Origin of the sequence: Micromonospora sp. NPDC000442 (assembly GCF_042898635.1) — a bacterium.
GTDB lineage: Bacteria > Actinomycetota > Actinomycetes > Mycobacteriales > Micromonosporaceae > Micromonospora.
On record NZ_JBIAYZ010000011.1, the window covers coordinates 91628 to 114431 of the forward strand.

General features: G+C 69.4%; 19 protein-coding genes and 1 pseudogene. 9 read left to right on the forward strand and 11 right to left on the reverse strand.

Annotation, left to right across the window (positions count from 1 at the left end):
• Positions 1-134 precede the first annotated feature (134 nt).
• The 3 genes from ACFY2A_RS19200 to fxsT all read left to right on the forward strand — a co-directional run bounded on the left by ACFY2A_RS19200 (position 135) and on the right by fxsT (position 4531).
• Entirely contained in the window at positions 135-1019 is an 885-nt protein-coding gene (locus ACFY2A_RS19200) for an AraC family transcriptional regulator (RefSeq protein WP_387173409.1), read from the forward strand.
• A 73-nt stretch (positions 1020-1092) separates the two neighbouring features.
• A complete protein-coding gene (locus ACFY2A_RS19205; protein WP_387173220.1) occupies positions 1093-1683 on the forward strand; it encodes a TIGR03086 family metal-binding protein in 591 nt (196 codons plus the stop codon).
• A gap of 232 nt (positions 1684-1915) precedes the next feature.
• On the forward strand, positions 1916-4531 hold the full coding sequence (fxsT, locus tag ACFY2A_RS19210) for an FxSxx-COOH system tetratricopeptide repeat protein (protein WP_387173222.1): 2616 nt from the start codon (positions 1916-1918) through the stop codon (positions 4529-4531).
• 194 nt (positions 4532-4725) lie between these two features.
• Here fxsT and ACFY2A_RS19215 read toward each other — a convergent pair whose 3' ends face one another.
• Both ACFY2A_RS19215 and ACFY2A_RS19220 read right to left on the reverse strand, forming a co-directional pair.
• A complete protein-coding gene (locus ACFY2A_RS19215; protein ID WP_387173224.1) occupies positions 4726-5148 on the reverse strand; it encodes a VOC family protein in 423 nt (140 codons plus the stop codon).
• A 19-nt stretch (positions 5149-5167) separates the two neighbouring features.
• Entirely contained in the window at positions 5168-6091 is a 924-nt protein-coding gene (locus tag ACFY2A_RS19220) for an SDR family NAD(P)-dependent oxidoreductase (RefSeq protein WP_387173226.1), read from the reverse strand.
• 102 nt (positions 6092-6193) lie between these two features.
• Here ACFY2A_RS19220 and ACFY2A_RS19225 point away from each other — a divergent pair, with 102 nt between their 5' ends.
• A complete protein-coding gene (locus tag ACFY2A_RS19225; protein WP_387173228.1) occupies positions 6194-6487 on the forward strand; it encodes a hypothetical protein in 294 nt (97 codons plus the stop codon).
• 62 nt (positions 6488-6549) lie between these two features.
• Positions 6550-6804, forward strand: a pseudogene (locus ACFY2A_RS19230) (XRE family transcriptional regulator); the annotation flags it as partial.
• 46 nt (positions 6805-6850) lie between these two features.
• Here the strand turns inward: ACFY2A_RS19230 and ACFY2A_RS19235 are convergent.
• Positions 6851-7309: a GNAT family N-acetyltransferase gene (locus tag ACFY2A_RS19235; protein WP_387173230.1), complete on the reverse strand. Its 459-nt coding sequence runs from the start codon at positions 7307-7309 to the stop codon at positions 6851-6853.
• Between the two features lie 178 nt (positions 7310-7487).
• The gene (locus ACFY2A_RS19240) at positions 7488-8237 is read right to left on the reverse strand and encodes an SDR family NAD(P)-dependent oxidoreductase (RefSeq protein WP_387173232.1); all 750 of its coding nucleotides are present in this window, start codon (positions 8235-8237) and stop codon (positions 7488-7490) included.
• Between the two features lie 90 nt (positions 8238-8327).
• On the opposite strand from ACFY2A_RS19240, the gene ACFY2A_RS19245 reads away from it, so the two are divergent.
• Entirely contained in the window at positions 8328-8777 is a 450-nt protein-coding gene (locus tag ACFY2A_RS19245) for a MarR family winged helix-turn-helix transcriptional regulator (RefSeq protein WP_387173234.1), read from the forward strand.
• A 222-nt stretch (positions 8778-8999) separates the two neighbouring features.
• On the opposite strand, the gene ACFY2A_RS19250 is transcribed toward ACFY2A_RS19245, so the two are convergent.
• From ACFY2A_RS19250 to ACFY2A_RS19275, 6 genes are all read right to left on the reverse strand, one after another.
• Positions 9000-9683, reverse strand: coding sequence for a DUF624 domain-containing protein (locus ACFY2A_RS19250; RefSeq protein ID WP_387173236.1), 684 nt, complete (start codon positions 9681-9683; stop codon positions 9000-9002).
• Positions 9680-11200: a xylan 1,4-beta-xylosidase gene (locus ACFY2A_RS19255; RefSeq protein WP_387173238.1), complete on the reverse strand. Its 1521-nt coding sequence runs from the start codon at positions 11198-11200 to the stop codon at positions 9680-9682. Before ACFY2A_RS19255 ends, ACFY2A_RS19250 begins: the two co-directional genes overlap by 4 nt.
• 70 nt (positions 11201-11270) lie before the next feature.
• Complete coding sequence (locus tag ACFY2A_RS19260) at positions 11271-12908, reverse strand: extracellular solute-binding protein (protein ID WP_387173240.1); 1638 nt, start codon at positions 12906-12908, stop codon at positions 11271-11273.
• Positions 12909-12953: 45 nt separating this feature from the next.
• Positions 12954-13886 (reverse strand): carbohydrate ABC transporter permease, encoded by a 933-nt coding sequence (locus ACFY2A_RS19265; protein ID WP_363925684.1) that lies wholly within the window; start codon positions 13884-13886, stop codon positions 12954-12956.
• Positions 13883-14863 (reverse strand): ABC transporter permease, encoded by a 981-nt coding sequence (locus ACFY2A_RS19270; RefSeq protein WP_387173243.1) that lies wholly within the window; start codon positions 14861-14863, stop codon positions 13883-13885. The genes ACFY2A_RS19265 and ACFY2A_RS19270 overlap by 4 nt, the downstream gene beginning before the upstream one ends.
• A complete protein-coding gene (locus tag ACFY2A_RS19275) occupies positions 14860-17259 on the reverse strand; it encodes a glycoside hydrolase family 3 N-terminal domain-containing protein (RefSeq protein ID WP_387173245.1) in 2400 nt (799 codons plus the stop codon). Before ACFY2A_RS19275 ends, ACFY2A_RS19270 begins: the two co-directional genes overlap by 4 nt.
• 295 nt (positions 17260-17554) lie before the next feature.
• On the opposite strand from ACFY2A_RS19275, the gene ACFY2A_RS19280 reads away from it, so the two are divergent.
• The 3 genes from ACFY2A_RS19280 to ACFY2A_RS19290 all read left to right on the forward strand — a co-directional run bounded on the left by ACFY2A_RS19280 (position 17555) and on the right by ACFY2A_RS19290 (position 21378).
• Positions 17555-18586: a substrate-binding domain-containing protein gene (locus ACFY2A_RS19280; RefSeq protein WP_363925681.1), complete on the forward strand. Its 1032-nt coding sequence runs from the start codon at positions 17555-17557 to the stop codon at positions 18584-18586.
• Positions 18587-18607: 21 nt separating this feature from the next.
• Entirely contained in the window at positions 18608-19654 is a 1047-nt protein-coding gene (locus tag ACFY2A_RS19285; RefSeq protein ID WP_387173247.1) for an acetylxylan esterase, read from the forward strand.
• A gap of 263 nt (positions 19655-19917) precedes the next feature.
• Positions 19918-21378, forward strand: a complete 1461-nt coding sequence (locus ACFY2A_RS19290) for an endo-1,4-beta-xylanase (protein WP_387173249.1) — start codon at positions 19918-19920, stop codon at positions 21376-21378.
• Positions 21379-21475: 97 nt separating this feature from the next.
• Here the strand turns inward: ACFY2A_RS19290 and manD are convergent, their stop codons facing one another.
• Positions 21476-22684: a D-mannonate dehydratase ManD gene (manD, locus tag ACFY2A_RS19295; protein WP_363925329.1), complete on the reverse strand. Its 1209-nt coding sequence runs from the start codon at positions 22682-22684 to the stop codon at positions 21476-21478.
• Positions 22685-22804 lie beyond the last annotated feature (120 nt).

Below are 22804 nucleotides of genomic sequence, written 5' to 3' on the forward strand. Positions count from 1 at the left end.
TCCGATGTCAGATGAAGTTCGGTCGTACTCTCAGCGTCATGGAGCACGACACCGTGGACAATGGCGCAACTGTGGGCCGGATGCGACGAAGTTCGGTTCCAGCATCCCGTGCCGTCGGGGTGACCGGGCAGGGCGTGCCGGTCATCGGGTTCGGTCGGGTGGCCGGCCTCGCCCCCGTCGCCGTGGCCCGTGTCCCACAGGGCACGCCGATCCTGGACCCGGCCGCCGGCGGTGCCCACGCCCACGACTTCCTGGTGCTCTTCTACGCGCACCGCGCCGACGGCAGGCTGGTGATCGACAGCCGCAGGTGGACGGTGACCGACGGGGACCTGTTCGTCATCGCGCCAGGGCAGGTCGTTTCCCTCCTCGACCCGATCGAGACGACGGTCAACGACGGGTGGGCGGTGTCGTTCCCGACCGACGTGGTGCGGCCCGGGACGTCGGGGGCCTACTCGTCGTGGCGGTCACACCCATTGCTCCTCCCGTTCGCCCACGGCACCCACCGGGCACAGCGGCTGCGCATCCCACCGTCCGACCGAGCGGGCTGGCTCGAGCGCTTCGCCTCGCTGGACACCGAGCTGCGCGCCCGGCGCGACGGGCACCAGGAGGCGGCCCTCGCCCACCTGACCCTGCTTCTGGTGGCCGCGGCCCGGTTGCCGACCGGCGTCGCCGACCAGCTGCGATCGGCGGAGGAACCGCTGCTCGCGGCCGTCTTCGACGTCATCGAGCGGCGCTATCAGGAACCCATCTCGCTGGCCGATGTCGCCGCCGAACTGGCGCTCACCGCCGGGCATCTCACCACCGTGGTACGCCGCAAGACCGGCCGGACCGTCCAGCAGTGGATCGCGCAGCGCCGCATGCAACAGGCCCGCCTGCTGCTCACCGACACCAACCTGACCGTGGCGACGATCAGCCGCCGGACCGGCTACCCCGACGTCAGCTACTTCATCAAACGCTTCCGCGCGGAACACGGGGTGACCCCGACCCAGTGGCGCGACGCCGCCCCCGGCACGCCGTGACCGACCGTCGTCACGGATTGTCTGTCGGTCCCGGCGCGTAGCGTGCGGAAACGTTCGCGACGAAGGAGCAGAGATGATTCACAGTAACGGCAGCCCGGATTTCGAGCCCGCAGCCCGCGCGCTGAAGGCGCTGCTGCCCGGGGTGACCGATGACCGGCTCGCCGCGCCCACTCCGTGCCAGAGCTGGGCGGTCGGCGAGCTGCTCGACCACCTCATGGGGCTGACGCTCGCGTTCCGGACGGCGGCCGAGAAGGGACCGGATCCCGCGCCGAACGGTCCGGGTGACCCCTCCGCCGACAGGCTCGACGCCCAGTGGCGCAGCCGGCTACCGGTGCAGCTCGACGAGTTGGTTTCCGCATGGCGCGGTTCGGCCGCATGGACGGGCGAGACCGCGGTCGGCGGGGTCATGCTGCCGGCCGAGATCATGGGCGTCGTCGCGCTGAACGAACTGGTCGTCCACGGATGGGATCTCGCCAGCGCGACCGGGCAGCCGTACGACATTGACGACCAGACCCTCGACACGGTCCACCGCCTGGTGTCCCAACAGGCCAGCAGCGACGGCACCCCCGGCCTGTTCGGCCCGTCGATCACCCAACCCGCCGACGCTCCGCTGCTCGACCAGGTTCTCGGGCTCACCGGCCGCAACCGTGAATGGACGCCCTGACGATCGGTGACCCGGCAGCAACTTGAGGCATTGGATGCCCGAGCCTCAAGTGACGCCGACTGTCCGCAGTGAGGGGCGACGCGCGGCGTAGATCCGTCCGGCAATGCCCGGTGGTGTCAGATATCTGATGGTGTTCACGTGTTGATCCGTCAGATGTCGATCGCGAGGATGGTCACCTGATTCGAGACGGCGGTCGCGTCCGTTTCATTAATTCTGACTGGTCTGGCCGGGTATGGGGTCTGATTTCTTCATCAGCTATACGGGTGCGGATTCCGCGTGGGCCGAATGGGTCGCGGTCGAGCTGGAGGCGGCGGGCTACTCCACTGTGCTCCAGGCGTGGGACTTCACTCCGGGCACGGACTTCCTGCACAAGATGCAGGAGGCGACCACCTCTGCGCGGCGGACCGTGGCGGTGTTGTCGCCGGACTACCTCGGTTCCGCGTTCGGCGAGGCGGAGTGGCGGGCGTCGTTCGCCAAGGACCCCAGCGGTGAGCTGGGGCTTCTGGTGCCGGTACGGGTACGCGATTGTCGGCCGCCCGGGTTGCTGGCGACCCGAGTGTGGGTGGACCTGGTCGGCACCCACGAGGCGCAGGCCCGCGAGCGACTGTTGACCGGGGTGAACCGGAACCGCCCGCGACCGACGTCGGCGGTTTTCCCAGGCGAACAGTCTGCCTCGGCTGCACTGCCGGCCAGATCTCCGCGGCCGTTTCCCGGACCGCCCGACGCTACGCCGGCGGTAGTGTCGAACCTCCCGCCCGCGAATCCGGGCTTTGTCGGCCGGGAAACCCAGCTGACCCAGATTCAGCAGGGACTGGAACGGCGAGGGCGGGTGGCGCTCTGTTCACGTGACCGAATGGCCGGTATCGGCAAAACGCAGCTCGCGTTGGAGTTCGCCAACCGCCACGGCGACGCCTACGAGGTGGTCTGGCTGGTGCCCGCCGAGCAGGCCGATCTGATCGGTGGGCAATTGGCTCAGGCGGCGGCGAAGGCAGGGCTGGTCGCCTCCGACGTGACCACCCCCGCGGCGGTGCAGGCGATACACACCGCCTTGGAGGGGGGCCGACGATGGTTACTGATCTTCGACAACGTCGACGACCGGCAGCAGGTGGTGAGGTGGCTACCACCACGCGGCGGACACGTGATCATCACGTCCCGCAATCCCGGATGGCACGAGGATGCTGTCCCGGTCGAGGTCGGCCTGTTCGACCAGAACGAATCCGCCGACCTGCTGCGGCGGCGGGTCCCCGCCCTCGGCGAATCGGACGCCGGCCGCTTGGCAGAGGCACTCGGGCACCTGCCGCTGGCCGTGGCCCAGGCCGCGAGCGTGATCGCCGAGACCGGCATGTCCGCCCGGGAGTATCTTGACCTGCTCGACAAACACTCCACCGTGATCCTCGACCAAGGCCGCCCGGCGACCTACCCGGTGTCGCTGGCTGCCGCCGTCAACCTGGCTGTCGACCGTCTCGAACAGCACGAACCCGCTGCGGCGCACCTGGTGACGCTGCGCGCGACGATGGCGCCGGAACCTGTCCCGCTGACCGTGTTCACCCAGTCCCTCGACAGACTTGCCCCACCGCTGCGCGACCTCGATCCGGTCGGCTTCTACCGGGTCGTGTCCACTCTCACGGCGCATGGGTTGGCCGGTGCCAGCGCCGACGGGCTGCACATGCACCGGCTCACCCAGGCGGTGGTCCGCCACCGCGCACACAGCACGATCGACGAAGCGCGGACCTACGCCAGCGTGTCGCTGGCCGCGGCCACGCCCACCGACACCGACGACCCCGCCTTCTGGCCACAATGGGCGGCCCTGGCACCACACCTCATCGCCGCCGACCCCGCAACCAGCACACACCCGCCGCTGCGGGAGGCCGCCTGCCGGCTCGTGCTGTACCTGCTCCGCCGCGGGGAGTTACACACTGCACACGCCCTCGTCCGGGACCTGTATCAGTCCTGGCAACGCCTCCTCAGCCCAGACCACCCGCACACCCTCAAGGCAGCCACCGAATACGCCCACGCCCGGTACGCCCTCGGCGCGATCCGCGAAGCGCACGACATCATCACCGACACCCTGCCGCGCTACCGCCGTGTCCTCGGCGAAGACCACCCCGACACCCTGCGCTCCGCCCACGACCTCGCCACCACCCTGCACGCGCTCGGTGACTACACCGAGGACCGCACCCTGTCCGAGGACACCTTGGCCCGTTGCCGCCGGGTGCTTGGTGACGACCACCCTGACACCCTGCGCTCCGCCCATGGCCTCGCCAACACCCTGTATGCGCTCGGTGACTACACCGAGGACCGCGCCCTGTCCGAGGACACCTTGGCTCGCTGTCGCCGGGTGCTTGGTGACGATCACCCCCAAACCTTGCGCTCCGCCCAGAGCCTCGCCACAACCCTGCATACGCTCGGTGATCACAACGGGGCCCGTGCCCTGTCTGAGGACACCTTGGCGCGCTCTCGCCGGGTGCTTGGTGACGACCATCCTTCAACTCTGCGCTCCGCCCATAGCCTCGCCACAACCCTGCATACGCTCGGTGATCACAACGAATGCCGCGCCCTGTCCGAGAACACGTTGGCGCGCTCTCGCCGGGTGCTTGGTGACGACCACCCTGACACCCTTCTCTTTGCGTTTGGCCTGGCAGTCTCCTATGCCTCCACCGGAAGGCTCATCGACGCGCGAAGGCTGATCGACGACACATTAAGCCGAAGCGTCCGTAAGTTTGGACACAATCACCCCCGGACGATGAAGATCCGCGAAGTGCGACGGGAGATTGCCGCGAGGATGGGAGGAAACACGAGCCCTGGGAGAAACAGGCGTCGACCCAAGAACCCAAGAAGGCCTAAATAGCGTGGTGGCAATGAGGGCGGGGACCATCAAAACGATCCCGATCCTTCAATAAGTGCGCGGACTCAACTCGGCAAGAGCGTGGGTTGGGCGGTAGTGCGCTCAGCGGCAACGTAGTCGCTCCTGTGTGGACTTCGAAGGGTCCCGCCGCTGCTGGGGACGGCCCTGCTCAGGGTGCCGGGCCGCGCACCGCTCGGTCAGGTGATCTGTTCGGCGAGCGCGACCATGATGCCGGCCGGGCCGCGCAGGTAGCAGAGCCGGTAGCTGTTCTCGTACTGCACCAGTTCGCCGACGAGTTCGGCTCCGTGCGGCCGCAACCGGTCGAGAATCTCCTCGATGTCGTCGACGGCGAACATGACGCGATGTGCGCCCAACGTGTTCGCCGGCGCATGCGGGTCACCGACCTGGCTCGACGGGCTGTGGTACTTGGTCAGCTCAAGCCGTCCGTGGCCGTCCGGCGTGCGCATTATCGCGATGTCCGATCGGACTCCCTCGAGCCCGACCAGGCGATCCACCGCGCTGCCTTCGACTGTCGCCTCGCCTTCGAGTTCCAGGCCGAGTTCGGCGAAGAACGCCTTGGCGGCGGCGAGGTCGTCGACGACGACGGCGACGTTGTCCATCCGCTGGATCGTCCCTCGTTCAGGGTGGCGGTTCCGTTGGGCGGTGTCCTCCATGATGCTCCTTTCCGGGTCGGCCGCACTGCGCGTCGGCCGCTTCGAACAGTTCGCGCTCCCGCTGGGGATCGTAGGATGCGTCCGAGGAGCGCTCGGCCCGCCCGAGGTTCACGTAGGACCCGCTCGGTGCCACGGCCGGGCCGGTCGCCACCCGGGCCAGGTGGTGACCGGCGGTCCGCGGGCTCACCGACAGCGGTGTGAGGGTGAGCAGCGGCAGCACCCGGGCGGCCGCGAATCGTGCGATCGGACCCGCGTCGCGGGTCAGTCCGGTGCCGGGGACAAAGCCCGGATTCCAGCTGTACACCTCGGTGCTGCCGCCCAGTCGCCGCGCCCACTCGTGCACCAGATAGATGACGGCGAGCTTGCTTGTCGAGTAGGCGGTCCGCCCGGCGACCGAGGTGTGCGGCCCGTCGGGACGGGCCAGTTCCGCCGGAGGTCGCCACACCGGTGCGGGCGCGAGCCCCAGGTTGTGCCGGAAGTCCCCGAAGTGGGTGTCCGAGGCCGTGATCACCGCTCGTCGTAGCTGGTCGCCGACCAGTCGCAGCAGCAGGTGGTTGGCGAGCACGTTCACGGCGAACGTCACCTCGTACCCGTCGGCGCTGCGCCGGGCCCCGCTGGTCACCTGTAGTCCCGCGTTACCGACGAACGACGTCACGCGGGCCCGCTGCATGACGTGGTGGGCCGCGGCGCGTACCGAGTCGAGGGACGCCAGGTCGGCGCGCACGCCGTACACCTGCGGGTTTCCGCTCTTGGCGCGCAGTGCCTCGGCCAGCCCGCCGGTGCGGTCGGTCACGAACATCTGCAGGCCCGGGTTCGTCGCGAGCATCGCGACCGCCGCGTGCCACCCGATTCCCCGGCTGGCACCGGTCATCAGCATCGTCTCGTCCATGCCCCGACTGTGGCCGCCGCAGCGACGCGCAGCCAGCGCCCGGTGCGACGGTAGGACCCGCAGTACCAGGAACAGCCTCGGGCCGGTCGGGATACTGGTGGGGTGACAAGTGCGTTCGGTGCCGCCGTGCGAGCGTGGCGGGACCGGCTCTCCGTCGCCGACACGGGCCTGCCCGCGACGGCCCGCCGTCGGGCGGCCGGTCTGCGCCGCGAGGAGCTGGCGTCCCTCGCCGGTCTGTCGGTCGACTACGTGGTGCGCCTGGAGCAGGGCCGCGCGCGCTCAACCCGTCCCCGCAGGTCGTCGCGGCTCTGGCCCGGGCCCTACAGCTCAACGCTGCCGAGCGCGACCACCTGTACCGCACCGCGGGTCTCCTGCCACCCGCCGCAGGTGACGTGAGCACCCACATCCCGCCCGGCGTGGCCCGCATCGCCGCCCGCCTGGGCGACGTCCCCCTGGCCGTGTTCTCGGCTGACTGGACGCTGCTCACCTGGACTCCGCTGTGGGCGTCCCTGCTCGGCGATCCGGCGGTCGTGGCTCCGGACGGGCGCAACCTCCTGCGGATCCTCTTCATGCCGGGCGCGTCGTTCGCCTGGCCGCGCGTCACCTCCGACGGTGTCTCCGCGGCCCTGCCGGCCGCCCTCGTCGCCGACCTGCGCACCACGGCCGCCGCCCACCCGCACGACCGTCGGCTGGCGGCGCTTGTCGCCTCGTTGTACTCCGCTGAAGCGCCGCAGCACACCTGGCCGGACAGTCACTTCGTCAACGGCCGCACCGGTCCAGGCGCTCCCAGGGCCAATCGGTGGCGATCCAGTCCGCGACGGCGGTGGCCAGCGGCACGTCGAGGTCTGCCCGGTCGGCCCGCACCCAGGACTGCACGGTCACGTCGTACTCCGCGGAGGCCGACGGGTAGAGGTAGACGCAGCCGATGACGTCGCCGTCGACCGGGTCGAGGACGGTGAAGGTGAACCCGGCGCCCCTGGTGAAGTCGTCGGCATGACGGCGCAGATCGGAGAGGTTCTTCTCCAGCGACATACCGCTGAGCGGTGGCCAGTTGCCGTCCGGGTAACCAGGCGTGGCGCGGATGTGTTCGATGCTCGACATCCAGGCGGCGTGGTCCGCCACGTTGTGCTGCGGACCCAGCGGTTCGAGGTGGAACCGGTCGGCGACCAGCGACGTTGGCGGGGTGAAGCCGGGTGGTACGAAAGCGTCCGAGGTCATGGGCCAGGACGCTACTGCTCTGGCCGGCCCTCACGCACCCGACTTCAGTTCGGCGAGCGCGAGGTCGGCCGTCCCCACCTTCGGTCGCTGCGGGCTCTGCGCACGCCTGATCGCCCGACACCAGCCGGTCGGGCATCCGGGCATCGGCACACTCGGACACCGGCGGCGCGTGCCAGGGTCACCCGCGAACGAGTTCGCGACCACCCGCCAGCGACAACGTCTGCCCGTTGACATGACCGTTCGCCGCCGAGGCCAGATAGGTGACCGCGGTGGCGACGTCCTCGGGAGTGCAGATGCGGCCGGTGGGGGTCTTCTCCGACTCGGCCGCGACCGCTTCCGGTCCCAGGAACGGGGCGGTCAGTGCCTTGTCGGTGAGGGTGAAGCCGGGGCGCACGATGTTTGTCAGAATCCCGTGGCGGGCTTCCCGGACGGCGAGCACCCGCGCGGCGGTCTCGAGCGCGCCCTTCGCTGTGGCGTAGGCGAGTGGCCCCGCCATGGGTTGCGCGACGATGTCGGTGGACACGACGACGATGCGTCCCCAGCCGGCGGCACGCATGGTTGGCAGAGCCGCATCGATCAGAGCCGCCGGACCGACGGCGTTGACGGCCAGCGACGTGGTGAGGCCACCGATCTCGTCGGTGTCGAAGGAGGGCCACTGCACGGCGTTGGCGATCAGGGCGGAGACCGGCCCGAGACGTTCGCTGATCTCCTCGATGACGCGTGGCATGGTGGTGGGGCTGCGGTGATCCAGGTGGATGGCGCAGGCCCGGCCGCCGGCCTGCGTGATGGCCTCGACCACGTCCAGGGCACCGCCGTGGTTGGTGTACCAGGACACGCCGACGGAGGCGCCCTCGGCCGCCAGGTGCAGGGCGGTGGCTCGGCCGATGGCCCCGGAGGCCCCGGTGACGAGGGCGACCCTGTTCGACAAACCGGTTTCCATCATCATCTCCATAGCCGGCTATAGGTTAGCCGACTATGCAACAGGGTGTGGTGGCTCGTCAACTCGTACACTGCCCGGGTGGAACTGACGGATGTCCTGGCCACCAACAAAGCCCTGGTCAAGGTGGCCAAGCTGTACCGGAGCGCGCAGGCCGACGTGCTCAGCGCGCTCGCCCTGCACCCGGGGCAGGACGTCCTGCTGTGGATGCTCGGCCAGGAACCCGACGGTATGACGATCTCTGAGATAGCCGCCCGGCTCGGCGTGGAACAGCCCACGGTGACCCGCAGCCTCAGTCGTCTCGACCAGGGTGGCTGGTTCATCAGGGAATCCGTACCGGAAGATCGGCGCGCCACCCGGATCCAGCTGACCCGGAAGGGTCGGGCCGCCATTCCAAAGATCGAGGCGGCCTGGCGAACGCTCGCCGAAACCGCGACGGCCGGCATGGCGACCGACCAACGGGCCACATTTGTCGAACTACTCGAAAAAGTACGCGGAAACCTCCTCACCCTCACCGCCGAGACCGAGTGAGAGCGCGTCGCCGGCCACCTGTCCACGCTGGACGAGCTTTGACGCTGACTCCGGCCCCGCCGGGTAGGATCTGTCGATCGACGGTGGCATGCCGTACACGCGCACCGCGCTCGCCGAGGATCTGGCGGCGCTCGGGGTACGGCGCGGTTCGGTGCTGCTGGTGCACTCCTCGTTCAAGGCGCTCGGTTGGGTCTGCGGCGGCCCGGTCGCGGTGGTCCAGGCTCACTCGACGAACTCCTCGCTGATGATGTCGGTCATCGGTGCGGCGCCACGGACCAGCGCCAGCACCAGCACCGAGCCGAGGGCGGCGAGTGCCGCCTCGGAGGCGACCATGGTGAGCGCCGTCGCCGCCACCAGCAGCAACGCGGTGCCGACGGCGACCACCGGGGTACGCAGCACGAAGTACCCGGCCAGCCGGAACACGTCGCGCAGCCGGAACGTGAACAGCGACGTGATCACCAGCGCGTTGACCCCGACCACCGACACCCCGGCACCGACCAGCACCAGCGGCACCGCCCACCAGCCGGGCACCCCCGCCGCCGGCAGGTTTACCAGATTGACCGCGATGACGGTCAGCCACAGCAGGGTCGGCACCCAGACCAGTAGCGAACCGGTCAGGTTGGCCCGGTACCCGCGCCAGAACAACCGCCACGGGTGCAGCTCGGTCAGGTCGAGACGCTGCCGGTGCAGGGCGTACAGCGCGGCGGAGAAGGCCGGGCCGAGCGGCACCGCACAGACCGCGACCAGCGGCAGGTTGCTCACGTGCCGCTCCAGCGCGAACAGCGCCACCAGGCCGGGCGCCGCGCAGACCAGCAGCAGCAGCTCCACCACCAACAGCGTGTAGATCAGCGCCGCCCCTCGGGACAGCGGGCCGGTGCCGAACTCCCGGCGGGCGGCGGTGCTCACGACGGCTCCCGGCCCAGCAGCCGACTCTCGTCCCACCACGGTGGCGTCTCGTCGGTCACCGGGCTCACCTCGGCCAGGGTCACCTCGTGCCGAGCCAGGTGCAGGTCCAGCTCGACGCGGCCGGCCAGCACCGGCAGCGAGCCGTGCCGTCGGGCCGGCTCGGCGGCCTGCCGCAGGACGTCCAGTTGGCGGGCGGTGGGGGAGGGCGGTCGGCCCAGTTCACCCCAGGCCCGCCAGGCGTTGCCGGACTCCTCGCTGACCGAGGAGCGCAGCAGGAACGCGGTGCGGGCGGTCGGGTCGGCTACCGGCAGCGACAGGCGTACCGTGTGGCCGTCCACCGGGTCGCGGCCGGTGACGTCGACCGGAGCCCAGGCCAGCACGGCGATCCGGCCCGTGTCGTCGCGGGTGACCAGGTGGTCCGCGCCCCGGGCCAGGATCTGCTCGCCCAGCCGGTTCATGAAGGCGTACAGGTGATAGGTGGGTTTGCGGATCTGACGGTGGGTGAGCAGCCCGAAGCCGCCGTGGAACAGCGTGGTCGGGATGCCCACCTCCTCGAACACGTCGCTGAAGGTCCAGTACGCGAAGGAGTCGACCAGGTCGCCGCCGCCGGCCAGCACCGGGGCGAGGTAGGCGGCGTGGAAGGCGGTGTCGTGGATGGGGTTGTCCGGCCGGTACGAGCTGTTGAACTCCGTGATGTGCACCGGCAGGTCCGCCAGTGCGGTGCCGGCGAGCAACCGGCGGGGGCTGGCGAACTGCTCCAGCAGCCGCTGCGCCGGTGCCAGGGTCTGGTGTACGCCGAAGGGCACGTGCTGGGCCGGGCCGGAGGTGTAGGCGTGCCGGCTGACGAAGTCGATCGGCACCGCACGGTCGGTGACGAACTCGGCGAACCGGGGTAGCCAAGCGTCGTCGGCGCCGGGGGAGAGTGCCGGGCCACCGACCTGAAGGTCGGCGTCGACGTCCTTCACCGCGTGCGCGGTCACCTCGTAGAGCCGGTGGTAGGCGTCGGCGTCCGCGTCCTGCCAGAAGTCCTTCAGGTCGGGCTCGTTCCACACCTCGATCGGCCAGCCACGCACCTCGTCGAGGCCGTACCGGTCGACGAGGTGGCCGATGGTGGCCCGGACCAGGTCGGCCCATTCGGTGTGCGACCGGGGTGGCGTGACGTTGCCGCGCCACCAGAAGACCGTCTGGTCGCCGCTGGCCAACCCGGCGGGCATGAAACCCAGCTCCACGAACGGTCGGACGCCCAGCTCGAGGTAGGCGTCGACGACCTGGTCGAGGTAGCCGAAGGCGTGCCGGACCTGGCGTTGGCCCCGGTGGTCGTACGGTCGGTGCACCCCGACGCCGTCGCTGAGCAGGCCGTGCCCGCGGATGTACCGGAAGCCGATCTCGCGTTGCACCAGGGCCAGTGAGTCCTGGTAGTCGCGCCGCAGGGCCAGGTCGAGCCGGCCGGTGCCGACGGCGAGGCGCCACGCGTCGCTCAGCCGGCCGACGGGTTGCTCCGCAACGGTGATCCGCATCGTCGTCCCTGTGCTCGGGTGGAAGGTGCCCGGTCCGGTCGCGCCGACACGACCGGACCGGGCAGGTCTGCTAGTTCTTCTCCTGGAAGCGCTTGTGCGCCCCGTTGACCATCTCCAGGTAGGCGTCCATGTTCTTGCTCTTCAGCTCCGCCACGTACGCGTCCCATTCGGCGAAGTCACGCTGCCCGAGAACGAACTGGAGCGTGGCCTGGTAGACGTGGTCCTTCAGCGGGGTCTCCCAGAGCGACACCTGCTCGCGTTCCTCGTCGTTGAGCGGGTACGGCGGCGGCACCGTCTTCGGAGCGCGGGCGTTCATCACCTGCTGGAACTCCTGCTCCTCGGGCGAGAAGAACCCCTGCACCAGCTCGGGCTTGCCGCCGTAGGAGAAGACGCCGTTGCCGAAGCCGAAGTCCTTCTGCAGGTGCTTCGGTGCACCCGGGTTCAGGCCGATCATGTCGACCTCCGGCGCGAGGGTGGGCTTGCCGGCGGCGTCCCTGACGAAGGTGGTGCCCTCGACGCCCCACTTGGCGAACTCCTGGCCCGCGTCGGAGTACCAGAGCCAGTCGACGAACTGCATCATGGCCACGAAGTTCTTGCTCTCCCGGGCCTTCGAGGAGATCATCATGCCGTTCTCGAGTCGGCTGGCCGGGTTGATCTCGCCGGCCGGGCCGATCGGCAGCGGGATCTTGGTGATCTTCGCCTTCGGGTTGGTCGCCGCCAGGTCCGGTCGGTAGTCGTTTACCAGCGTCTGGGCGTTGCTGCTGATCACGAAGGACTTGCTGTTGGCGAGCTTCTGCCGGGCCAGATCGTCGGTCTGGGTGAAGCTCTCCGGGTCGAGCAGCTTCTCCGCCACCAGCTTGTTGAGGTACTGCAACATCTGCTTGTACTGCTCGGTGGCGCCGGTGTACTCGAACTGCTGCGCCTGGGCGTTCCAGGTGACGTGCTGGAAGTTCCAACCCGCGCCCTCCAGGCCGTACGACGCGGCCAGCATGTTGAGCAGGTTACCGGCCGGGTTGGGCTGGCTGAACCGGTCGGAGAACGGGTAGACGTCCGGGTACGCCGCCTTCATCGCCTTGAGCATGGTGTAGACCTCGTCCCAGGTCTTCGGGACCTGGAGGTTCAGCTCTTCGAGGATGTCGGTGCGGACCGCCAGGGAGTACTCGTGCCAGGGCTTCTCGTGCAGGCCGGGCAGCAGGTAGTACTTGCCGTCCTGCTGGCGCAGCGTGTCGATCTCAGCCTTGAGATTCCACTTCTCGATCTTGTCCTTGAAGTTCGGCATCAGATCGAGGTAGTCGCTGACCGGCAGGATCGCCCCCGAGGAGACGTACGCGTGCACGTCCGGCGGATAGGTCTTCGGGATCAGCAGCGGTGCGTCGCCGGCACCGATGAGCAGGCTGCGCTTCTGGTTGTAGTCGCTCAGCGGCACGGCGACCTTGTCGAGGCTGACGTTCGTCCGGGACTTCAACTCCGTCCAGAACAGCCAGTCCTCCTTGAGCGGATAGTTCGGGTGGTTGTTGTAGAGGACGGAGAAGGAGAGTGGTTCGGTGGCCTTGAACTGGGTACCGGCGGTGTAGTTCTCCATCGCGCCGGCCCGGTTCTCCGACAGGTCCTCGCTGTCGGACGGGTCGTCGCCACAGGCGGTGACGCTGCTGAGGGCTAGCAGCACGGCAGCAGCCGCCGCCGCGTGACGCCACGATCTGCGGAACATGGCGGGATCCTTTCAACTCGGTGGTGAGAGGGGTGTTTCTTCTGGTCAGCCCTTTACCGCGCCGAGCATGATGCCCCGGACGAAATACCGCTGGACGAAGGGATAGACCAGGAGGATCGGCAGAGTGGTGAGCACGATGGTCACGGCCTTGAGCGTCGCCTCGGCCTGTACCTCGTTGGCCTCGGTGATCGACCCGACGTTCTCCGCGCCGGTGGCACCGGCGATCAGGTTGCGCAGGTACACGGTGACCGGCCACAGCTCCTGCCGGTCCATGTAGAGGAACGCCGCGAACCAGGAGTTCCAGAAGGCCACCGCGTAGAAGAGCACCATCGTGGCGACGATGGCCTTCGACAGCGGCAGCACGATTCGCAGCAGGATGCCGTACGTGTTGAGCCCGTCGACGGCGGCGGCCTCCTCCAACTCCGTCGGCAGACTCTCGAAGAACGCCTTCATCACCAACAGGTTGAACACGTTTATGGCGTTGGGTAGCGCGATGGCCCAGACGCTGTTCTTCAGGCCCAGGCTGGTGACCAGCACGTAGTTGGGGATGAGGCCGCCGGTGAAGAACATGGTGAAGACCGCGATGCCGACCAGCATCCCGCGGCCCTTGAGCTGCTTCTTCGACAGCACGTACGCGTAGCAGGTGGTCATCACGATCGAGATGACCGTGGCGGTGACCGTGTAGAACACGGTGTTGCGGTAGTTCGTCCAGAACAGCGGGTCGGACATCAGCAGCTGGTACGTGTCCAGGGTGAACCCGCGCGGCACGAGATTCACCTGGCCGGCGATGATGTACGCCTCGTCGCTCAACGAGCGGGCCACGATGTTGACGAACGGGTAGAGCGTCACCATCACCACGAGGGTCAGGACGATCCCGTTGACCACCCGGAACACCCGGTAGCCCCGGGTCTCCTGGATGCCGCGACGACGGGGGCGGGGCGTGGACTCGGTGGGCCGCTCGGCGGTGTCGACGGTCACCACAGGCTCGTCCCCACCGTGCGGCGGGCGATCAGGTTTGCCGAGACGACCAGGATCAACCCGATCACCGCCTCGAACAGCCCGATCGCGGCGGCGTAGCTGAAGTTGCTGGACTGGAAGCCCATCCGGAACAGGTAGGTGGAGATCACGTCCGCGGTCGGATAGGTGAGCGGGTTGTACAGCAGCAGGATCTTCTCGAAGCCGACCGCCATGAAGGCGCCGATGTTGAGGATCAGCAGCGTCACCATGGTCGGCCGGATGCCCGGCAGCGTGACGTGCCAGGTCTGCCGCCACCGGTTGGCGCCGTCGATGCGGGCCGCTTCGTAGAGGTCGTCGTCGATGGTGGTCAGCGCCGCCAGGTAGAGGATCGTGCCCCAGCCGACGGTCTGCCAGACCTCGGAGGAGACGTAGATGGTGCGGAACCACTCCGGCCGTTGCAGGAACGGGATCGCTTCGCCGCCACCGGCGCGGACGAGCTGGTTGACCGTGCCGTCCATCGACAGCAACTGCATGACGATGGCCGCCACGATCACGATGGACAGGAAGTGCGGCAGGTAGGACACCGACTGCACGAAGCGCTTGAGCTTGCGGGCCCGCACCTCGTTGAGCAGCAGCGCCAGCACGATCGGCAGCGGGAAGCAGAACAGCAGGGTCAGCGCACCCAGCACCAGCGTGTTTGTGAAGACGTTCCAGAACGTCGGGTCGTTCAGGAACATCTTGAAGTACCGCAGCCCGACCCAGTACTCACCGAAAATGTTGCCGCCGGGCTGGAACCGGCGGAAGGCGATGATGTTGCCCAGCATCGGCAGGTACCGGAAGATCAGGAAGAACAGCAGCGGCAGGATCGCCAGCGAGTACAACTGCCAGTCGCGCCGCAGCGCACGCCGCCAGGTCTGCCGGGCGGCCCGTCGTGGCGGCTTCGGTGTCGTTGTGTCGGGGCTGGACGCCGATGGGGTCAGGGTGGTCACGCTGCTCATGGCCGACCCTCCGGCGCGGGCCCGGCGACGGGTTCGACGCGTACCCGGGACAGCAGTTCGCGGTGGTGACCGACCTCGCGCTCGCCGCCCTCCAGCCGCAGTGCCAGGCTTGCCACCACGTCACCGCTGGAGCGGCTGAGCCGAAGTTGCACCTCGCCGGGCTCGACCACTCGCCGGCCGTGCAGCCCGGTGAACGAGGTGACGTCGGCAGGGACGGTGAAGCTGACCCGGGCCGCCCCGCCGGGCTCCACTGGGACCCGCGCGTATCCGATCAGGCGCACCACCGGCCGGGTGGTCTGCGCCACCGGATCGTGCAGGTAGAGCTGAACCACCTCGGTGCCGGCTCGGGTGCCGGTGTTGCGGACCGTGACGCCGAGGGTCACCTCCCCGTCGACCGGCCAGGGCGTCGGGTCCCCGGTGCCGCCGCCCGGCGCGTCGCTCACCGCGGCGTCGCTCCACTCGAAGGTGGTGTAGCTGAGACCGTGGCCGAACGGGAACGCCGGCGTCGGGTCCACCGACGACACCTTCGACCGTCGGGCCAGGATGGGGGTGAGGTAGGTGCCGGGCAACCCACCGGCGTGTCGGGGCACGCTTACCGGCAGCCTGCCGGACGGGTCCACCGCGCCGGTGAGGATCTCCGCCAACGCCTGACCGCCGAGCTGACCGGGGAAGAACGCCTGCACGATGGCGCTCGCGCCGTCCACCGCGTCGCCCAGGGCGTACGGGCGGCCGGAGAGGACCACCAGCACGACCGGGGTACCGGTGGCCAGCACCGCGCGTACCAGTTCGGCCTGCACCCCGGGCAGCTCCAGGTCGACCGCGTCGCAGCCCTCGCCGGAGGTGCCCCGGCCGAACATGCCGGCCCGGTCGCCGACGGCCAGCACGCAGACGTCGGCGTCGGTGGCCGCCTGGACCGCCGCGGCGATGCCCGAGGTGTCGGCACCGGTGATGTCGGTGCCCGGTACGTGGGTGAGCTGTGGGTGCCGCTGCTGGAGCGCCTCGCGCAGGGACGGGATCTCGACCCCGGTGCCGTGCTCGGGGTGATGCACACCGACGTGCAGCGGGAACGTGTAGCAGCCGAGCATGGCCATCGCGTCGTCCGCGACCGGCCCGATCAGCGCGATCCGCTGGTGATCGGCGAGCGGTAACAGCCCGTCCCGGTTGCGGAGCAGGACGACGGCCTGGCGGGCCAGCCGCAGGGCGACGGCCTGACCGGCCTCGTCGTCGAAGCGCAGCGCCTCGACGTCCGCCGGCAACTCGTCCCAGCCCTCGTCGAGCAGACCCAGCTCGATCTTCTGAATCAGCACCCGCCGCAGTGCCCGGTCGACCAGGCTCTCGCTGACCTCGCCGGAGCGCACCGCCGCCGCCAGGGGCGCGCCGTAGGCGTCCACGGTGGGCAGCTCCACGTCGATGCCGGCCCGCAGCGCCAGCCGGGCCGCCGCCGCGGCGTCGGCGGCGACGCCGTGCAGGGTCTGCAGGAACCGGACGGCGAAGTAGTCGGCGACCAGCACCCCGTCGAAGCCCCACTGCTCACGCAGCGTCCGGGTGAGCAGATCCTCGTCGGCCGCCGCCGGCACACCATCGATCTCGGCGTACGAGTTCATCACCGACCGTGCCCCACCGAGCCGCAGGGCCATCTCGAAGGGTGGGAGGATCACGTCTGCCAGTTCCCGACGGCCCATCGCCGTCGGTGCCAGGTTCCGGCCGCCCCGCGACGCCGAGTAGCCGGCGAAGTGCTTCAACGTCGCCACCACGCCGGCCCGTTCCAACCCGCGCACGTACGCCGCGCCGATCGTGCCGACCAGGTAGGGATCCTCGGCAATCGTCTCCTCGGTGCGCCCCCAGCGGTAGTCGCGGGTGACGTCCAGCACTGGGGCGAGTCCCTGATGGACACCGGCCGCCCGCATGGACCGGCCGATCAGCCCGGCCATCTCCTCGACCAGCTCCGGGTCGAAGGCCGCGCCCCAGCTCAGCGGTGTCGGGTAGACCGTCGCCCGCCAGGCGGCGAAGCCGGTGAGGCACTCCTCGTGCACCTGCGCCGGAATACCGAACCGGCTCGCCGCGACGATCTGCGCCTGGGACGCGGCCAGGGACCGTGCGCCGAGGACCGGGTCGACCGGCGCGGTGCCGAACGGCCGGGTCAGCTGCCCCAGGCCGTGCCGGATCGCCTCCGACCACGGCGGGATGTGCTCGACCATGTCGGTCTGGTGGGGAGCGACGCCCTCACCGGAAGCGTTCGCACCGACCCAGAGGCCGACCAGCTGAGCGAGCTTCTCCTCCAGCGACATCAGCGGGATGAGCGCGTCGGCCCGTTCGTCCGGTCGCAGCTTCGGATCACGCCACCGATCGGCGTGAGTGGACGCCAATCGGTCGTCGACGGGCAGCTGACTTGTCATGCGAACCCCTCCGGCCGGGGCCGGGAGGTATCCCGGCAGGCCACGCCGACCGCCGTGGGACACGGCGATTATCGAAATTTTCGGAAACCAGTCGGACACCTGTGTCGGGGAACCTAAGGGCGTCGACAGGGCATGTCAAGGGGCGCGGAAAGACTGTTCAGACCGTACTTGCCATGCTGGTAAGCGATTGCCGGGATTCATCCTCGCGAGTAGCCAGCATCGACTCAGGTCACCCTCTGCCGGTCCGCTGCGTGCTACAGTCTCCGAAATTTTCGGACTCGTTGCAGAGGATCGGATGGCAGAGAAGCGTTCGCCGGCAGCGCTCGGCTCCGCGACCATCGCGACCATCGCGCGGGAGGTCGGTGTCTCCTCGGCCACGGTCTCGAAGGTTCTCAACGGACGTTCGGACGTGGCCGCCGTGACCCGGGCGCGGGTCGAGGCCAGCCTGCAACGGCACCGCTACCGTCGGCGCGCCCGCCGGGCACCCGGAGAGGGCCAGATCGACCTGGTGTTCCACGAGTTCGGCTCCGACTGGGCTTTGGAGATCATCAGGGGGGTCGAGGCGGTCGCCGCCCTCACCGGGGTGAACGTGGTGCTGTCGCAGCTCAGTGCCGCCCGCCGGCCGCCGCAGTCCTGGGTCGACGCGGCGGTCGCCCGGCGTCCCCTCGGGGTGCTGCTGGTCATGTGCAACCTCACCGACCAGCAGCGGCAACAGTTGCAGCGCCAGTCGATCCCCGTGGTCGTCATCGACACCGACAGCGCCAGCGTGGCCTCCGTGCCCACCGTCGGCTCGAACAACTGGAACGGTGGCCTGATCGCCACTCGACACCTGTTGGATCTGGGGCACCGCCGGATCGCGGTCATCTCCGGTCCACGGGACGTGCTCTGCGCCCGGGCCCGTACGGCCGGCTTCCGTTGCGCCCACGAGGAACTCGGCGTTCCGATCGACGCCACGCTGATCCGTCATGGCAACTTCCACCTCGACGCCGGCTACACCCACGGGATCGAGTTGCTCAGCCGGTCCGACCGGCCGTCGGCGATCTTCGCCGGCTCCGACCTGCAGGCGTTGGGCGTGTTACGGGCGGCCCGGCAGCTCGGCCTCGACGTCCCCGGCGACGTTTCGGTGGTCGGCTACGACAACCTGCCGCTGTCGGCTTGGGTCGGTCCGGCCCTGACCACGGTCCACCAGCCGCTGCGCGACATGGCCGGCACCGCTACCCAGATGCTGCTCGATCTCGCCCGCGGCAACGCCCTGCCCACCAGCCGGATAGATCTGGTCGCCGAACTGGTGATCCGGGAGAGCACCGCGCCGCCTCCACATTCATGACCGAGCCCGCTGCGAGGAGCCATGCCCCTGTTCGACCTCCCGCTGGACCAGTTACGGCAGTACACGCCGGCCGTGGCCGAGCCCGCCGATTTCGACACGTTCTGGCGGTCTACGCTGGATGCGGCGACGCAGTCGCCGGTGCTGCTCGACGTCCGGCCGGAACCGACCGACCTGCGCCTGGTGGACAGCTGGGACGTCACCTTCGCGGGGTTCGGCGGCGATCCGATCCGGGCCTGGTACAACCGTCCGGCCGGGGTGGACGAGGCGCTGCCGGTGATCGTGGAGTACGTGGGCTACGGCCGCGGCCGGGGGCTCCCGCACGAACGCCTGATCTGGCCGGTTGCCGGCTACGCCCACCTGCTGATGGACGCCAGGGGACAGTCCGGCCAGTACGGCGCGGGTGACACGCCGGACCCGCACGGCGAGGCGCCCGGCGGGCCGTCGCCGGTGACCCGCGGCATCATGACCCCGGAGGGCTACTACTACCGCCGGCTCATCACCGACGCGGTGCGGGCGGTCCACGCGGCCCGGGCGCTGCCGGGAGTCGACCCACACCGGGTGGTGGTCGCCGGCAACAGCCAGGGCGGTGGGCTGTCCCTTGCCGTCGCCGGGCTGGTCGGTGACCTGGCCGCCGTGCTCACCACCGCGCCGTTCCTCTGCCACCCGCAGCGGGCCCTGGAGATCACCGAGGTCGGCGTCTACGGCGAGATCGTCAACTACCTCGCGGTCAACCGCGACGCGGAGCCGGCCGTACGACGCACGCTGTCCTATGTCGACGGGGTCAGCTTCGCCCGTCGCGCCAACGCACCGGTCCACTTCGGCATCGGGCTGCGGGACATGGTGTGCCCCCCGAGCACCGGGTTCGCCGCCTACAACCACTACGGCGCCACCGTCGGTGGTCCGCCTCCCGAGCGGACGATGCACGTCTACCCGTTCAACGGCCACGAACACGGCGACGCCACCCAGGTACGGCGGCAGCTGCGCTGGCTGGCCGACGTGCTCGGCGACGGAGTCGCGGGCCGGTCGGATGGGCCGAAACTTTCGGGGGCCCTGATCTCGCCGGCGTGACCCCGTTCCCCATGGCGCGCCGAGGGCAGCGGAGTCGGATCGTGACCGGGACGAACGGTCAAAGAGTGCCGCGACGCGTTGAGCTTTCGGATCTGTTTCGATAAGGTTTTCGATACAACAGCCTCGATCTACTCACGATGACCGGCTGAGTGCACCGGCCGACGCGGCATCCGGGCGACCGCGTCGGCGTGGGAGGGCCATCGTGTTGGGCAGTAGTCGGGGCCGGCTTCTCATCAGCACGGCTTCGTCGAAAGGCTCATGCCATGAAAAACGCCCTCGCCCGCGCCAGCGGGCGGCTGGCTACCCGACTGCGACCGCGCGGCGCGCTGGTCTCGGCCGCAGCCGGTCTCGCCCTCGTCGCCACCAGCATGGTTGTGGTGACCTCCAGCGCCCAGGCTGCCGAGTCCACCCTGGGGGCGGCTGCCGCGCAGTCAGGCCGCTACTTCGGTGCTGCGGTGGCGGCGAACAAGCTCTCCGATTCCACCTATGTCGGCATCCTGAACCGTGAGTTCAACTCGGTCACGGCCGAGAACGAGATGAAGATCGACGCGCTCGAGCCGCAGCAGGGGCGGTTCACCTACACGAACGCGGATCGGATCGTCAACCACGCCCTGTCCCGGGGTTGGAAGGTGCGGGGTCACACCCTGGCCTGGCACTCGCAGCAGCCCGAGTGGATGCGGAACATGTCGGGCACCGCGTTGCGTAACGCGATGCTCAACCACGTCACCCAGGTCGCGACCTACTACCGCGGCAAGATCGACTCGTGGGACGTGGTGAACGAGGCATTCGACGACGGCAACAACGGCGCGCGGCGGGACTCGAACCTGCAGCGCACCGGCAACGACTGGATCGAGGCCGCGTTCCGGGCCGCCCGGGCGGCCGACCCGGGTGCCAAGCTCTGCTACAACGACTACAACACCGACAACTGGACCTGGGCCAAGACCCAGGCGGTCTACCGGATGGTGCAGGACTTCAAGCAGCGCGGCGTACCGATCGACTGCGTCGGGTTCCAGTCGCACTTCAACGCCCAGTCGGCGTACAACAGCAACTACCGCACCACGTTGTCCAGCTTCGCCGCCCTCGGGGTGGACGTGCAGATCACCGAGCTGGACATCGAGGGCTCCGGCACCCAGCAGGCGGACACGTACCGTCGGGTGGTCCAGGACTGCCTTGCGGTGCCGCGGTGCAACGGCATCACCGTGTGGGGCATCCGGGACAGCGACTCGTGGCGCTCCTACGGCACCCCGCTGCTGTTCGACAACAACGGCAACAAGAAGCAGGCGTACAACGCGACGCTCGAAGCCCTGAACGCGGGCGGGACCACCCCGCCGCCCACCACCCCGCCGCCGACGACTCCGCCGCCGAGCACTCCGCCGCCGAGCACCCCGCCGCCGAGCACCCCGCCACCGAGCACCCCGCCGCCCGGTGGATCCGGATGCACCGCATCGGTGGCGTCGCTGGACCAGTGGAACGGTGGCTTCGTCGCTCAGATCCGGGTCACCGCAGGCTCCAGCAGTTTGAACGGCTGGGCGGTAACCATCGGGCTTCCGGGCGGTAGCTCGTTGACCAACACGTGGAACGCCAACCCCAGCGGTACCAGTGGCAATGTGACGTTCCGCAACGTCAGCTACAACGGTAGCGTCGGCGCCGGCGGCACCGCCGAATTCGGCTTCCAGGGCACCGGTACCGGGCCATCCGGTAGCTTCGCCTGCTCCGGGAGCTGATCCGTCAGCACCACACCGGGCCCGGCGCGGACATGTCCGCGCCGGGCCTTGGCGCGCCAGGTGCCGCCTGGCTCAGCGTTTCAGGCCGAGCGCCACGTCACCAGTTGTGCAGGGTGCCGTCCTCCAACCGGTTCACCGGCAGCGCCGCCGGGCGGTACGGATGCTGTGCCGCGAGTTCCTCGTCGATGTCGACACCGAGCCCCGGCTCCTCCGACGGGTGGAGACAGCCGTCGGCGAAGCGGTACGAGTGCGGGAAGACCGCGTCGGTCGCCTCGGTGTGCGGCAGGTACTCCTGGAGGCCGAAGTTGGGGATGCTGACGTCGAGGTGCAGGGCTGCGGCCAGGCACACCGGGGACAGCGTGGTGGTGCCGTGTGACCCGCTGCGTACGTGGAACAGGTGGGCAAGGTCGAAGATGCGGCGTAGGTGGGTGATGCCTCCGGCGTGCACGACTGTGGCCCGTACGTAGTCGATGAGCTGCTCGGTGATGAGCTGCTGGCAGTCCCAGATGGTGTTGAAGACCTCGCCGACGGCGATCGGCGTGGTGGTGTGCTGGCGGATCAGCCGGAAGCCCTCCTGCAACTCCGCCGGTACCGGGTCCTCCAGCCAGGTCAGCGCGTACGGCTCCAGGGCTTTGCCCAGCCGGGCGGCCTCGATCGGGGTGAGCCGGTGGTGCACGTCGTGCAGCAGCTTCACCTCCGGCCCGAACTCGCTGCGTACCTGGGCGAAGACCGACGGCAGGTGGGTGAGATACCGTTCGCTGCTCCACACGGTCTCGGCCGGGACAGCCGTCTCCGCCGGCTGGTGGGACGATCCGTCCGGTGCCACGCCGTAGGTGTCGGACAGCCCGGGCACGCCGCACTGCACCCGGATCGCGCGGTACCCGAGGTCGAGGTGGCGGGCCATCTCGGCGAGCAGGCCGTCCACGGTGGGCGCGTACGCGTGGCCGTAGACGGTGACCCCGTCGCGGCTGCGACCGCCCAGCAGCTGGTACACAGGTAGCCCGGCCACCTTGCCCTTGATGTCCCACAGCGCGGTGTCCACCGCCGCGATGGCGCTCATCGTCACCGGACCGCGCCGCCAGTACGCGCCCCGGTACAGGTACTGCCAGGTGTCCTCGATCCGGTCGGCCTCCCGACCGATCAACAACGGGACGACGTGCTCGGTCAGGTAGCTCGCGACCGCGAGTTCCCGGCCGGTGAGGGTGGCGTCGCCGACCCCGGTCACCCCGTCGTCCGTCACGAGCTTCAACGTGACGAAGTTCCGGCCGGGACAGCTGACGATGACCCGGGCATCGGCGATCTTCATCCAGGCTCCTCACCGGTGGCCGACGGGATCGACGCGAGCCAGTCTGGGATCGCCCTCATGATCTGTCAACCGGCTCCACCGCGGTGACCGGTCGTGCCGATCGGTCGCCTGACCTGCCGG

Excerpts from the sequence above, each read along its gene's own strand:
- ACFY2A_RS19205 (WP_387173220.1), top strand. The coding sequence starts at position 1,093 with ATGATTCACAGTAACGGCAGCCCGGATTTCGAGCCCGCAGCCCGCGCG.
- fxsT (WP_387173222.1), top strand. The coding sequence starts at position 1,916 with ATGGGGTCTGATTTCTTCATCAGCTATACGGGTGCGGATTCCGCGTGG.
- ACFY2A_RS19215 (WP_387173224.1), bottom strand. The coding sequence starts at position 5,148 with ATGGACAACGTCGCCGTCGTCGTCGACGACCTCGCCGCCGCCAAGGCG.
- ACFY2A_RS19220 (WP_387173226.1), bottom strand. The coding sequence starts at position 6,091 with ATGGACGAGACGATGCTGATGACCGGTGCCAGCCGGGGAATCGGGTGG.
- ACFY2A_RS19235 (WP_387173230.1), bottom strand. The coding sequence starts at position 7,309 with ATGACCTCGGACGCTTTCGTACCACCCGGCTTCACCCCGCCAACGTCG.
- ACFY2A_RS19255 (WP_387173238.1), bottom strand. The coding sequence starts at position 11,200 with ATGCGGATCACCGTTGCGGAGCAACCCGTCGGCCGGCTGAGCGACGCG.
- ACFY2A_RS19260 (WP_387173240.1), bottom strand. The coding sequence starts at position 12,908 with ATGTTCCGCAGATCGTGGCGTCACGCGGCGGCGGCTGCTGCCGTGCTG.
- ACFY2A_RS19270 (WP_387173243.1), bottom strand. The coding sequence starts at position 14,863 with ATGAGCAGCGTGACCACCCTGACCCCATCGGCGTCCAGCCCCGACACA.
- ACFY2A_RS19275 (WP_387173245.1), bottom strand. The coding sequence starts at position 17,259 with ATGACAAGTCAGCTGCCCGTCGACGACCGATTGGCGTCCACTCACGCC.
- ACFY2A_RS19280 (WP_363925681.1), top strand. The coding sequence starts at position 17,555 with ATGGCAGAGAAGCGTTCGCCGGCAGCGCTCGGCTCCGCGACCATCGCG.
- ACFY2A_RS19285 (WP_387173247.1), top strand. The coding sequence starts at position 18,608 with ATGCCCCTGTTCGACCTCCCGCTGGACCAGTTACGGCAGTACACGCCG.
- ACFY2A_RS19290 (WP_387173249.1), top strand. The coding sequence starts at position 19,918 with ATGAAAAACGCCCTCGCCCGCGCCAGCGGGCGGCTGGCTACCCGACTG.
- manD (WP_363925329.1), bottom strand. The coding sequence starts at position 22,684 with ATGAAGATCGCCGATGCCCGGGTCATCGTCAGCTGTCCCGGCCGGAAC.